Source organism: Acinetobacter lwoffii (genome assembly GCF_024129735.1).
In the GTDB taxonomy this organism is placed as follows: Bacteria; Pseudomonadota; Gammaproteobacteria; order Pseudomonadales; family Moraxellaceae; genus Acinetobacter; species Acinetobacter lwoffii_H.
The window spans coordinates 114,666-128,096 of sequence record NZ_JAMXXK010000001.1; the positions used below are offsets into that span (position 1 = coordinate 114,666).

The 13,431-nt window shown below is 44.1% G+C and carries 12 protein-coding genes; 5 read left to right on the forward strand and 7 right to left on the reverse strand.

Annotated elements, in window-relative coordinates; all coding sequences use genetic code 11:
* Positions 1-60: 60 nt before the first annotated feature.
* The 4 genes from NI469_RS00640 to NI469_RS00655 all read right to left on the reverse strand — a co-directional run bounded on the left by NI469_RS00640 (position 61) and on the right by NI469_RS00655 (position 4,312).
* Positions 61-504, reverse strand: coding sequence for a copper resistance protein NlpE N-terminal domain-containing protein (locus NI469_RS00640; RefSeq protein ID WP_005247286.1), 444 nt, complete (start codon positions 502-504; stop codon positions 61-63).
* A 78-nt stretch (positions 505-582) separates the two neighbouring features.
* Positions 583-1,848, reverse strand: a complete 1,266-nt coding sequence (locus tag NI469_RS00645; protein ID WP_253174223.1) for a serine hydrolase domain-containing protein — start codon at positions 1,846-1,848, stop codon at positions 583-585.
* A 59-nt stretch (positions 1,849-1,907) separates the two neighbouring features.
* The gene (locus NI469_RS00650; RefSeq protein WP_044108854.1) at positions 1,908-2,762 is read right to left on the reverse strand and encodes a MaoC family dehydratase; all 855 of its coding nucleotides are present in this window, start codon (positions 2,760-2,762) and stop codon (positions 1,908-1,910) included.
* A 158-nt stretch (positions 2,763-2,920) separates the two neighbouring features.
* Positions 2,921-4,312 carry a 3-oxoacyl-ACP reductase gene (locus NI469_RS00655; protein WP_253174224.1) on the reverse strand — a complete coding sequence of 464 codons (1,392 nt, stop codon included), beginning with the start codon at positions 4,310-4,312 and terminating at the stop codon, positions 2,921-2,923.
* A 240-nt stretch (positions 4,313-4,552) separates the two neighbouring features.
* Here NI469_RS00655 and NI469_RS00660 point away from each other — a divergent pair, with 240 nt between their 5' ends.
* Positions 4,553-6,070 carry an acetyl-CoA C-acetyltransferase gene (locus NI469_RS00660; protein WP_005263300.1) on the forward strand — a complete coding sequence of 506 codons (1,518 nt, stop codon included), beginning with the start codon at positions 4,553-4,555 and terminating at the stop codon, positions 6,068-6,070.
* A 54-nt stretch (positions 6,071-6,124) separates the two neighbouring features.
* Here the strand turns inward: NI469_RS00660 and NI469_RS00665 are convergent, their stop codons facing one another.
* Both NI469_RS00665 and aceI read right to left on the reverse strand, forming a co-directional pair.
* Positions 6,125-8,308, reverse strand: a complete 2,184-nt coding sequence (locus tag NI469_RS00665) for a YncE family protein (RefSeq protein WP_253174225.1) — start codon at positions 8,306-8,308, stop codon at positions 6,125-6,127.
* 175 nt (positions 8,309-8,483) lie between these two features.
* Positions 8,484-8,921, reverse strand: coding sequence for a chlorhexidine efflux PACE transporter AceI (gene aceI, locus NI469_RS00670; RefSeq protein ID WP_253174226.1), 438 nt, complete (start codon positions 8,919-8,921; stop codon positions 8,484-8,486).
* A 99-nt stretch (positions 8,922-9,020) separates the two neighbouring features.
* On the opposite strand from aceI, the gene aceR reads away from it, so the two are divergent.
* The 4 genes from aceR to NI469_RS00690 all read left to right on the forward strand — a co-directional run bounded on the left by aceR (position 9,021) and on the right by NI469_RS00690 (position 12,998).
* Positions 9,021-9,911, forward strand: a complete 891-nt coding sequence (gene aceR, locus NI469_RS00675) for an HTH-type transcriptional regulator AceR (RefSeq protein WP_253174227.1) — start codon at positions 9,021-9,023, stop codon at positions 9,909-9,911.
* 89 nt (positions 9,912-10,000) lie between these two features.
* Complete coding sequence (gene tal, locus NI469_RS00680) at positions 10,001-10,978, forward strand: transaldolase (protein ID WP_184413259.1); 978 nt, start codon at positions 10,001-10,003, stop codon at positions 10,976-10,978.
* 75 nt (positions 10,979-11,053) lie between these two features.
* Positions 11,054-11,713, forward strand: coding sequence for a leucine efflux protein LeuE (gene leuE / locus NI469_RS00685; protein WP_004278829.1), 660 nt, complete (start codon positions 11,054-11,056; stop codon positions 11,711-11,713).
* Between the two features lie 109 nt (positions 11,714-11,822).
* Positions 11,823-12,998, forward strand: a complete 1,176-nt coding sequence (locus NI469_RS00690) for a benzoate/H(+) symporter BenE family transporter (RefSeq protein ID WP_253174259.1) — start codon at positions 11,823-11,825, stop codon at positions 12,996-12,998.
* 2 nt (positions 12,999-13,000) lie between these two features.
* Here NI469_RS00690 and NI469_RS00695 read toward each other — a convergent pair whose 3' ends face one another.
* Positions 13,001-13,381, reverse strand: a complete 381-nt coding sequence (locus tag NI469_RS00695; protein ID WP_253174228.1) for an SMR family transporter — start codon at positions 13,379-13,381, stop codon at positions 13,001-13,003.
* Positions 13,382-13,431: the final 50 nt, after the last annotated feature.

Below are 13,431 nucleotides of genomic sequence, written 5' to 3' on the forward strand. Positions count from 1 at the left end.
ATAAAAATCCCTTGATCAAAATCATTGAAAAAGGGATATAAAACAAATACTTTTTTAAAATTAGACCGATTCAAACAGGATAAAGTCACTTTGCATCTGGTAGCGTTTGCCTGTTTGATCTTCACGAATTTCCAGAACATGCTTTTTCAGATCGACATAGAGTAGATTCCGGGTATCGACATTCAGCAATTCAATCTTTTGTTGTGATTCATCCTGAAACCGAATATTCCCGCTCATCGTTTCAATTTCATTATGACCACTTAAACTTTCACGCTGTAAAGTAAAGGTCTGATCTTCATTCAAAGTCAAGGCCACTGCCATGCCTGGACAGTCTTCACAACTTGAAAAGCATCCCATACATGGCGTTGTACCTTGATAATTCCCGACCCAGGCAGGAATCTGAGCTTTGGCTTCCATCACCGTTTTTGCAGCCGGCTGATTCGGCTCCTGACATCCGAACAACGCACTGCTTGCGACCAGTGGAATCACCAGCACTTTTTTCATTACTTCACACCATAGCCATGGACTGCGCGACAAAATAACATATTTGTCTGATGGGCTAAACTCCCAAATCAGGGATAACTAGCGCCAGCCTTTGCGGCCGGTCAGTACCGCATCCGCACAGCGCAATGTTTCCTGCGTCAGGCCCCAAAGACGATAATCTCCGGTTAATGAACCTGTCGGGAAATTATGGGTATAGGCAAAACTTAAATTCCGCTCAGGATCGCACCAGGCACCAGAGCCATTAAACCCCATATGACCAAAACCTTTAGAGGCTTTTCCTAAAGTGAGAACACGGTGATAACCCAAACGCCAGTGCATCGGTAAAGGCATGACCCGATCTCGTGTTTTGTATTGCATCTGACTAAGTCGCTGGAACACCTCAGGCGAAATCAGTTGCTGACCTTGCCATTCACCATGATTCGCCAGCATGGTATAGATTTTTGCCAGACTCTCTGCAGTAAAGACACCATTGGCGGAGGGAATAATCGCTTGTAGCCCCTGTTCACTAAAGAAACTAAATTTCTTCATGCCTTTGGGAATCATGGCATCCTGAAAATCCTGTGGACTCTGCCCGCTAAAGACCAAGGCTCGTTCCATCAAGTTTGGTTGCCTTGGCACAGTTTTTTTCACAGGCTGTGTTTGAGACTTGGCTGCTTTAGGCTTTAAAATAGGTAAGGCCACCCGAGCTAACTCATGCGTCGGTACGCTAAAATAAGCACCATTTAACTGTAGTGGCTGTACCAGATATTCCTGCATCAGTTCACCCAGTTTTTTACCAGTCGCTTTTTCCAGTACACCACCCACCTGCCAGCCAAAAGTCAGCGGTTGATAGGCTGCATCGGTTGCAACTCGAAAACGTGGTTCCGCTGCCGCAATCCGGTCCAGCATATGCGACCAGTCGGCCATTTCAGTGGCATCATCAATCATATTACGGATATCAAACAATCCGCTTTGATGACTGAGCATATGTGCCAAGGTAATATTTTCTTTACCCTTTTGTGCAAATTCAGGCCAGTATTCTGTAACCAGTCGATCATAATCCAGATAACCTTGACTGACCAGAATATGCGCCAAAGTCGCCAATACGCCTTTGCCGGTGGAGTAACACAGTGACATGGTATCGGGTTGCCAGTTTTCAGTGACAGACTTTTTACCGGTATAAATATCGACGACCTTTTGTCCTTCAAAATATACCACCAGTGCAGCACCACCCTGTTCGGTACGTGCATCCTGCAAACGGCTAAACTGACGGGCAAGATCGCTAAAACGCTCATCGACGTTGCCCTGATAATTATGCTGATCAGCAAACAGATAATCTTTAATTGGCTGCATCATTCTATCCATAGAATATTGATCCCTTAAAATGAAAAAGCCTAAATCGGGTTTAGGCTTTTGATCCAGATTTAAATCGCTTTGATATGACCGGTGACATGCGGTTTTTGACTCTTACTGTTTCGAATCAGGAAATCTGTCTCATTCGCTGCCTGCGCGGTCAGGAACTCAACTTTAGATGGCAAGTACATCGGCAACTTGAACCAGACATCAACTTCATAAGCATCTGGCAATGACAGATTCGCCAGTGCTTTGGCTTTGCTCCACATACCATGTGCAATTGCCTGTTTAAAGCCAAAGGCTTTCGCTGTAACTGCATGAATATGAATCAGGTTAAAGTCACCTGAGGTCATGGCATAACGGCGACCCGTATTCTCCGAGATGCTCCATTCATTATTCAGTTTGTATTCTGGCGCTTGGCTTTCTGCAGGTTTAGCAGCCGCTTTAGCATTGGTCTTTTGACGTGACAGATAAGTGGTTAATGCTTCAACTACGACCTCACCTGCCACTTTGACTGTAGTAATGAAATCAAACTGAACGCCTTTATCATGTGGCTGTAATTCACCAAATTTGCATGATAGGGTCAAGGTTTCATTGACGCCGATTTTACGGTATTGCTTCACTTGGTTACGGATATGTACCAGACCCAAGATCGGAAACGGAAATGCTTCTGAAGTCATCATGTGCATTTGTAGACTTTGTGAAAGCACCGTCAGATAGATTGCTGGAATATAACCATTATTTTTAAAACCGCAGACTTCATTATAGGCTTTCAGATGTTTTTGATCGACCTTGAATGAATCCACCACATATTCAACTTGCGGTAGAACTTTTTCAGCTTTCGGCTTTTTAAAAATCAAGCCTTGAATCACTTTTGGATAGGCTAAATAAGGTTTTGGAAGTTGACTAAAATGGCGCGTATTCATACTGAACCTTTAAAATATTCTTTTCATTTATATATGAGTGGATTTCTCTCTCCCTTTGGGAGAGAGTTAGAGAGAGGGCTAAAAAAAGGCCCCTAATCTCCCTCTCCTAAATCCTCCCCCTGAGCTTCAATAAAAGCGCAAGAGAGAATTTGAATGCTTTAAGCCCCTAAAAGACTTTGACCACATACACGTATCACGTTGCCATTTAAACCTGTTGATGCAGTAGCAGCAAACATTGCAATCGTTTCTGCAACATCGACAGGTAGACCGCCTTGACTCATCGAATTCATACGGCGGCCCGCTTCACGGATCGCAAATGGAATCGCAGCCGTCATTTGTGTTTCGATAAAGCCCGGTGCAACGGCATTAATGGTTATACCATTTTTTAAAGTTGGTGCTGTGAATTTCACCACACCAATCACACCCGCTTTAGACGCTGCATAGTTGGTTTGACCCAGGTTACCTGCAATGCCTGAAATTGAGGATACACAGATAATACGACCATTGGCATTTAGACCATCGTTGGAGATTAAATAGTCATTTACACGTTCAATCGCAGACAGGTTGATGTTAATCACCAGATCCCATAGCTCAGGCTTCATATTGGCCAAAGTCTTGTCACGGGTAATACCGGCATTGTGCACAATAATGTCCAGACCACCCTGCTCAGCTGCTGCCGCTTTGATTTTCTCACCTGCATCTGCAGCAGTAATATCAATAGCTAAAGTTGAACCGCCAATTTCACCGGCTACACGATCAAGGTCCGCTTGCTGCTGCGGAACATCCAGACAGATGACATGTGCACCATCACGTGCCAATACATGAGCAATCGCTTCACCAATACCACGGCTCGCACCGGTTACTACAGCAGTTTTGCCTGCTAATGGTTTAGTCCAGTCCACATCCACTTTTTCAGCAGGTGAAACACGGATCACCTGACCAGAAACATAGGCAGACCGTGGAGAAACTGCAAAACGTAAAGCAGACTCAAGATTTGCTTTAGCACCAGCATCTACATAGATCAGGTTCGCTGAAATTCCCTTTTTAAACTCTTTACCCACAGATTTTACAAAACCTTCCAGTGCGCGTTGAGCAATGGACTGGCTGACTGATTTAGCAGTTTCAGGCGTAGTTCCTACAATCACGACACGGCCAGAACTTTGGATTTGACGTGCAATCGGGTTGAAGAAATCATAAAGTGATTTTAACTGTTCTGAGTTTTCGATTCCTGAAGCATCAAAAATGACAGCTTTGAATTTTGATTCTTTATCGCCTGGATTAAATGCACCCAGATTCAGTCCAGCTGATGCAGCAGCCTGTTGTAATTCAGCATTGTTACCTGCATAGCTATTGGCATGAATATTTGCCAGAACCTGAGCAATAGCACCAGTCAAGGTACTTGCCGGTGCTGCTCCAAACAATACTGCACCTTTGACTACAGGTGTAGCAGACTCAAAACGCTCTAAAGAAGTTGGGGATGGCAGACCCAAATTTTTAATGACAAATTTACCAATAGGAGATTTTGCAAAAGTTTGGTACTGATCAGTCATGTTTATTATCTCTCATACAAATTAATTTTTGGTTGATCTAAAGTTATCCTTAAACTTCAGTATGATGCCAGACACTTATATTTCAATAGATCTACCAGTTTCCGCCCAATCATACTTGAGATAACAGGCAGATGACTTGACCTAAGCGCAGTCTGTAATGTCATTGTAGTCAATACAGCTTATCTTCTTCTATGCTAATGTAACCGCCAAGAAGACGATCTATTTGCCTGGTAAAGCCTTATGAGCAAAACAACTCAAGATAATCCAGCAGTCGAGAACTCTGCGACAGAAACTGTGTCAAAACCATCAACGCGTAGCAAGCGTAGCACTAAAAATCCTGATACAGCCAATGCCACAGAAAAAAGTCCGGCTAAAACCACACGTACACGCAGTACATCTGCACGTACCAAAAAAACGACTTCAAGCCAACAAGATTCAACATCTATAACACAGACTTCTGTTCAACAGGAACCAAACATGAGCCAAAATACAGTTCGCCGCGTTGCTATTATTGGTGGTAACCGCATTCCATTTGCACGTTCTAACGGTGCTTACTTTACGGCATCCAATACTGATATGTTCACAGCAGCCCTGAATGGTCTGGTTGAACGTTTTAACCTTCAAGGTCAACGCTTAGGTGAAGTGGTTGCAGGTGCTGTACTGAAACACAGCCGCGATTTCAACATGACTCGTGAATGTGTACTAAATACTGCTCTTGCACCGGAAACCCCTGCTTATGACATTCAGCAAGCATGTGGTACTGGCCTTCAAGCGGCATTTCTGGTAGCGAACAAGATTGCTCTAGGTCAAATCGAAGTAGGCATTGCAGGTGGTGTAGATACGACTTCTGATGCACCGATTGCTTTTGGTGACGGTTTACGTAAAGCATTACTTGAGCTAAATATCGCGAAAACTGCAAAAGACCGTCTGAAAGCATTGACCAAGATCAATGTGAAAGACCTGATGGATGCACCAAAAAATGGTGAACCGCGTACAGGTCTGTCTATGGGTGATCATCAGGCGATTACCACACTGGAATGGGGAATTTCCCGTGAAGCGCAAGATGAACTGGCTGCATCTTCACACCAGAAAATGGCTGCAGCTTATGAAGAAGGTTTCTTTGATGACCTGATTACACCATTCTTGGGTCTTCAACGTGACAATAACCTGCGTGCTGATTCTTCAGTTGAGAAGCTGGCAAAACTTAAACCTGCTTTTGGTAAAGGTGATGCACGTACCATGACAGCGGGTAACTCTACACCGCTAACAGATGGTGCTTCTTGTGTGCTATTGGCTTCTGAAGAATGGGCGAAGGCAAATGGCCATGAAGTGCTAGCTTACCTGACTTTCCAGGAAACTGCCGCAGTTGATTTTGTCGAGAAAAAAGAAGGTCTGTTGATGGCGCCTGCATATGCCGTACCACGCATGCTTGAGCGTGCAGGTCTGAAACTGCAAGACTTCGACTATTATGAAATTCATGAAGCTTTTGCATCTCAAGTATTGTCTACGCTGAAAGCTTGGGAAGATCCAAAATTCTGTAAAGAGCGTTTAGGTCTGGATGCACCTTTAGGTTCAATTGACCGTGCCAAACTGAACGTAAAAGGCTCTTCACTTGCTGCCGGTCACCCGTTTGCAGCAACTGGTGGTCGTATCATTGCGACAGCAGCAAAACTGATTAACCAGAAAGGTTCAGGCCGCGTACTGGTGTCGATCTGTGCAGCCGGTGGTCAAGGTGTGACGGCAATTATTGAAAAATAATCCGTTGACCGATCCAATTAAAAAGCCCCTCAATTGAGGGGCTTTTTTTATGTTTTAGGGATTTGTTATTGGATTATTTTTAAAATATTCATCTACTTTATTCCATGGTGCAGTCGATGCCACACCTTTTACCATATTCTGGTTCACACCCTGACAAAGTGCGCTGTCCGGCGTCAAGTGAAAAGCATTCACATTTGGGTCCATATAAGGAATTGAACCTGGACGGCGCTGGAAATAGAAGTTTAACCCTTCGACCATAGCTTCAAAGCCATAATTCGACATGGCCCAGGCACTATTATGCCCGCCCCAATGATGACCAAATTCATGTGCAACAATTCGATAGCCAGATAATCTGTAATGGCCATAGAACAACCATGTATCTACCCCCAAGACTGCACCCCCACCTAGACCACCGCCCATATGGGTAATACCAAGATTAATTTCATTGCGGTTAAGAATTTCCCGATAGATCCGGACATAATCTTCTGGCTGAAAGAAACCATTCGGTCCTTCTACCTGACCATGATTGCCAAAAAAATCGTGTCCCATGACTGCTTTATGGTTAAACCATAAGGTTTCAAATTCTGGAGTACTCAGCATATAGGCCAGATTGGTCATCATCATGACCCATTCCCGGGCATAGACCGGCGTAATACGACACCATTTGTTCGGTTCATCATAGGTACCGAAATAAATTTTCCATTTGGCTTTAATCTGGTTCAGCTTTTTGACGTGCTCATCAGTCTCAGAGCTAATTTTCAGATCAAAAATATTGCTTGGATTTTGCGTGGTCTGACTCAGACCTGCTAGCTGGATCGAGCCTGTGCCATCGAGCAACGGGAAACGGGATTGATCGGTCAACTTGAGATCAAAGCTGGCATTCGAAAATGGCGTCAACTGATCCAGCTTCGCCAGAATCACCCAGTCTTCTGAGTTTTTAATCTTGGCACGAATCTGCAAATCACGTACAGGGACAGCACTGTAGCTTTTCAAATGCAGGCGATTGCCATTTAGGGTTGCCGATAAAATCTTGTCCATATAGACATAACGCTGGCTGCTATTGGTCAAGGTTTCCCATGATTCACCATCCTGCAAGACACGGCTTCTTTCGCGCGCTTTAGATTCGGTTAAAATCATAGCTTGGTTTAGCTGTGTGGATTTATTCTGTTGCAAGGTCAGCATTGGCAGAATATGAATTTTCTGATTGGCCATGTGTAATAGATTCTGACCATAAATATAAAGATCGCTGGCCTTGGCTAGTCGGCTGCTCTGGGTTTGCCCTTTTACAATATAATCTCGGAAGGTATCCACACTTTTGTTGGGTAAGATAGAGTCTAAGTTAAAGGATTTTTCCTTGTAACTTTCTACAGTGCCATCATTTCGTGACACATAGACCAAGCCATCGTTATGACGATGCATGACTGCCGACAAATTGGTTTCTGTTAAAATGGGCGTAATATTATTTCCATTTTCCTGAATCTGATTGATATCGTGGACATAAGTCATACCATCCGGCAGGCTGGTATACAGATAGTCGCCCATGACCTCCATACGTGCATTACAGTTGCGTGCACAGCCCGGCAAGCTGAGCCGTGCAAATTTGCGGGCCTTTAAATGGTTTTGCGCTGTCACATCACTTTGACGCCAGACATTGATCCTGCCTTCAATATCAGGTACATACACATAACGGTCGTCAGCAGTCACTGCATTGCTATGTACCAGCGCGTAATTAAGCGCATCGCCCCACCATACACCTGTGCCGAGTGCCATAATGAAGTTCGGTTGCTCGCTATTAATATCTAAAACATCAATCCGGTTCGAGCCATAATTGGCCACATACAAACGCCCTGCTTGAATTTCCAGATCATTCAGGCTATCCCATTTTTTGGCCAGACCCGAAATTTTCGTAAGATCAATCGCACTGAGTGCACGTTTTTGTTTTAAGTCATAACGTAAAATATTCGATTCGGCCTGACTATTGGCAATATAAAGCACATCGCCATTCACCACCATGGCGGTGGGATTCCAGATTTTCAGACCAAAATTCCCTGCTGTTAATTCTGAACCTACATCCAGAACCTTAAATTCCGCAATTTTGCTCAGTTGCTCTCCCGTACTGGGTGATGTCATTGAATCTGGCCCTGTTGGCTGTGAGGTACTGCTATCGCTTCCTCCGCCCCCACAACCAGACATCAGCAACACGATGGACACTGACAAGATCGCTCGTCTAAATAGCATTGAATTCCCCAATAAATTTAAAAATTAAAATAAAAAATCAAAGTCTTATAGCTTAATTTCTAGTTGGGTTCGAGCATAAAAAATGAGGACTTGATAAAGTCCTCATCGCTGAATATTTCACCTTTCGCATTCTGAAAAGGGAGTCTGAACTGTGTGGTATTTTTTATGGCATATTTTATGATGAGATTTTCCGATAATCCGGCTGTAGCCCCAGTCTGGCTTCTAGATGATCATAAATCCACTGAAAAATGAAGGTATACACCAAGATACAAAGGGTCAAAGCCAAATCCAGCAGAAAGGCCTGAGCCAGACTCATGTATAAGGCATAAGCCACCATCGGAATGGTCGCCAGCATCAAACCACCTTCAAAGCCAATTGCATGGGCAATCCGCACTTTAATGGTTCTTTTCAAACAATGTTTTGCTTCAAATTTTTCAAAATAATGATTAAACAGCATGTTCCAGAGTACTGAAGTCACAGCCATGGCAATTCCTAGCATACCTGTGACCTCAAGCGGCATATGCATCAACGTACTTAGCAGGACAGCGATCACGACCAGTAAAATGCCTTCATATAAGGCAGCATGAATCAGTCTTCTTTTGGAAATTAACATATTAAATCAGCTCAATTCATTACATGATGCAAGAATTTTATTTCTTTAAATCTGATTATTCGAGTTAGAATCTATCAATAAAAATGAAAGATTAAAGATATGAATGTTAATCAAGAACAGCTGCTGATGTTTAAAAACGTGATGGAAACCGGTTCTTTCTCTGCGGCTGCCCGACAACTGGGTAAAGTCCCTTCAGCAGTCAGCATGGCCATTGCCAATCTGGAAATTGACCTAAATCTAGAACTGTTTCAGCGTATAGGTCGTGAACCGAAACCGACCGCACAGGCGCAGGTGCTGTATGAAAAAACCCAGCAACTTCTGGTCGAGATGAACCAGTGGAAACAGCATGCTCAAGCCCTAAGTTCAGGCCTGGAATCTGAACTGAATATTGTGGTGGTTTCAGAATTGCTGCATACACGCTGGACCGATTATATCGTGTTGCTGGAACAGGAATTTCCTGCACTGCAAATCAATGTGTTTAGTGCACCTCAGGAAGATGCACATCGTATGCTGTTTGAAGGTTCAGCGCAGCTGGCTTTAATGTTTGAACGCGAACAGCTGGAAACACGGGAACAGTTTGTGGAGTTGAAACGTGAGGTACTGGTGGCTGTAGTCGCTAAACAGCATCCCTTAAGTCAGTTCGATCAAGTCAGTTATGAACAGATTTTGCAAAACAGGCAGATTGTGGTCGCCAGTCGGGATCGTACCATTAAACCGGAACTGCTCTTTTCAAGACACTACTGGCGGACCGACAATCACCACTCGGCTTGCAGCATGATACGGCAAGGTCTGGGCTGGGGCGTGCTGCCACTCGAGATGCTGAATGAGCAGCCACATTTGCAAGATCAGTTACAGGTTCTCAACCTGCTCGATTTCACCCCAAAGTTTGAATATTTTGTTGACCTGGTCTGGAGCAGGGAAACCCGATTAGGCACAGCTGCTCATTTTTTGATTAATCACTTGCGCAAACAACGTAAAACTAGGCATTAATCACAGAAATTCAACGACAGTCTACTTGGTAAACCGGCCATTTATGATATATAAGAAAGCATAAGCAATAACCATAGAACTAGATCGTAATGACATTAACTGCATTAAACCAATTAAAAAACTTGACGACCATTGTGGCAGACAGCAGTGATTTGAGTGCCATTGAAAAATTTCGTCCGCTTGATGCAACCACCAATCCATCGCTGATTACTGCAGCAGCGAAACAACCTGAAAATCAGGCTTTGATTGAAGCTGCTTTTCAGCAGGCCCAGCAAGAAGGCTATACAGATGATGCCCTGATTGAACGTACCATTGATATTTTGACGGTCAAATTCGGTGTAGAAATCTTAAAACTGATTGAAGGTCGTGTTTCAACGGAAGTCGATGCTTCGCTGTCCTTTAATACTGAAGCTACCATTGCCAAAGCCAAAGAGTTACTGGCACTTTATGCGCAATATGGAATTGACTCAGACCGCATTCTGATCAAGATCGCGTCTACCTGGGAAGGCATTCAGGCAGCGAAAGCACTGGAAGAACAAGGCATTCATACCAATCTGACTTTATTGTTTGGTCAGCATCAGGCCCATGCCTGTGCTGATGCCAAAGTAACATTAATCTCGCCTTTTGTCGGCCGTATTCTGGACTGGTACAAAAAAGCTGAAGGCGTTGAGTCTTACCCGATTGAAAAAGATCCGGGTGTACTTTCGGTTAAGCGTATTTATGAATTTTATAAAGCGCATGGTATTCAGACTGAAATCATGGGTGCCAGCTTCCGCAGTATTGATCAGGTTCTAGGCTTGAGCGGCTGTGACCTGCTCACGGTAGCACCAAACCTGCTGGCCGAACTGGAAAATGATCAGCGTGAAGTGCAGGCCCAACTCTCAGCCAAAGATATTAAAGTTCAAGGTGAACTCAGCCCAATCAGCCCTGCCGATTTTGAAGCACAACTGAAACAGGATCCGATGGCCAGTGAATTATTGCAAGGCGGCATTGACGGTTTCATTAAAGCCCGTGAGCAACTGGCTGCTTTATTACGTGAAACTTTCCTGAGTACCACTGAGATTTAAAGAAAATTTAGCAAATTTCTCCAAGCCGATGTTGCTATAATGCCGCATCGGCTTTTTTGTTCATGCGAGTTTTTCGTGTTTGGTATCACAGATCTAACGACCTTTATCATTGGAACCACGTTGATTGTGCTACTGCCCGGGCCGAATTCCCTGTATGTCATGTCGATTGCTTCGCGCTTTGGGATTAAGACGGGATATATGGGTGCCTTGGGGGTTTATACGGGCGATCTGATCCTGATTATATGTACAGCATTGGGAGCAGCTTCTTTACTGCATGCCTTTCCGGTACTGTTTATTGCACTGAAAGTTATTGGAGCGATCTATCTCAGTTACTTGGGTATCAAGCTAATCATTGCGGCCTACCAGACTTTCTTTCCGGAAAAGTCATCACAACGCGTCCAGATTAAAAAGACGACTCCAGATACGGTAGAATCTGTTCAGCCCTTTCGTACAGCGCTCACAATCAGTATTTTAAATCCCAAAGCGATTCTGTTTTATCTGTCTTTTTTTGTGCAGTTTGTCGATCCTGCCTATCCTTATCCAGCCCTGACATTCACGCTTCTGGCTGTAATCTTGCAATTGATCAGTATGACCTATCTGTCGATCCTGATTTTTTCTGGTGTAAAACTGGCCTCCTATTTCAATCAGAACTATAAAGTGACTGCCAGCTGTGTCGCGGCGGTTGGGATCCTGTTTTGCGGTTTTGGCCTTAAACTGGCGACTTCAACTTTCTAGCAATGACCGGCTTCAAGCCAGCAGACCTCTGGATAAAATTGTTAAAAACATTGTGTTGATACGTGAAAAGCGTATGATTTAAACGCATTTAAAAATAGTGTCATGGATGATGCCAAAACTTTTACAAGATCTCTCCTTTCCCGCCATCATGGCCGGTTTTATTACCTGCATGATTGGTATCAGTGTTTCTGCCGTACTGGTTATTGAAGCTGCGCAAAGCCTGGGTGCCAATCAGGCACAGATCAGTTCCTGGTTGTGGGCACTGGGTATCGGCATTGGAGTTTCCGGGTTTCTGCTTTCCTGGAAATATCGCTATCCGATTTCAACCGCCTGGTCGACTGCCGGTCTGGCGCTGGTCATTGCTTCTGCCGGTCACTATAGTCTGGGGGAAGCAATTGGCGCTTTTCTGATTTCTGGCATTCTGATCGCTTGTCTAGGATTTTTTGGAATTTTCGAGCGAATTTTCCAGTTTATTCCACAAAGTTTGACCAGTGCCATGCTGGCAGGTGTCTTGCTGAAATTTGGTATCTCTGTGTTTGGTAGTTTGCAACAGTCATGGGAATTTGTGCTTTGTGTACTGGCGATTTATCTGGTTTCCAAAAAACTGAGTACGCGGTATAGCATCGTGATTACCGTGTTAATGGCTATTGCCCTTTGTCCGTTCTTTATTAATTTTACTATTCCACAGCTGAACTGGAGTATTGCCCAGCCGGTATGGATTACACCTGAATTTAGCCTGCAAGCTGTTTTAGGACTGGCCTTACCTTTAATGGTGATTAATCTGGCATCGCAATACCTGCCTGGCTTGGCCGTCATCAAAAGTTATGGTTATCCGCCGAAAGTAAATTCTATTCTAGGCTGGACGGGTATTACACAGACGATGCTGGCGCCCTTTGGCTGTTTTAGTGTCAATCTTGCCGCAATCAGTGCGGCGGTCAGCCTGGATGCTCAAGCGCATCCTGATCCGGCCAAACGTTATATTGCCGGTATGAGCTGCGGCCTGTTTTATATTCTGATGGGTTTCTTTGCTGCGACCTTAACTAGCCTATTAATGGCCTTTCCCGCTATTTTGATTACAGTATTGGCAGGCATTGCCCTGTTTGGCACCATTGGCCACAATATCGCACTGGCTTTTCAGGATAGTCATGACCGTGAAGCAGCACTGATGACCTTCCTGTTTAGCGCCTCTAATATCCAGTTTTTTGGAATCGGTTCAGCTTTCTGGGGACTGCTACTTGGTTTGACGGTTTATTTGCTGTTTAAGCTTAAACCGCAAGTGGCATAAGCTTATTGTAGAAATGAGGCAGCTACTTTGTCTGCCTTTTTAATGCCCTGCAGTTTGGGAAATAGGTTAATCACCACCACACCGGAAATGATCAGTGCAATCCCGATAAAAGCTGGCAAATCCAGCGCCTGCTTAAATATTACATAGCCTACAATTGCCGTAAGAACGATGCCTACTCCCGCCCAGATCGCATAGGCAATGCCTAAAGGAATTACTTTAATCACCTGAGAGAGTAAATAAAACGCAATACAGAATAAAACGACTACTGCTAGAGATGGCCATAATCGGGTAAAGCCTTCTGACTTCACCAGAAATGTTGATCCAGTCACTTCGGCAATAATAGCCAGCGCCAACAACAAATATGCCCATGAGACAGGATTCATTTTTTAAACTCCAAACTATTTTTCAATGATTGCTGTCGGGCCGATCTGAC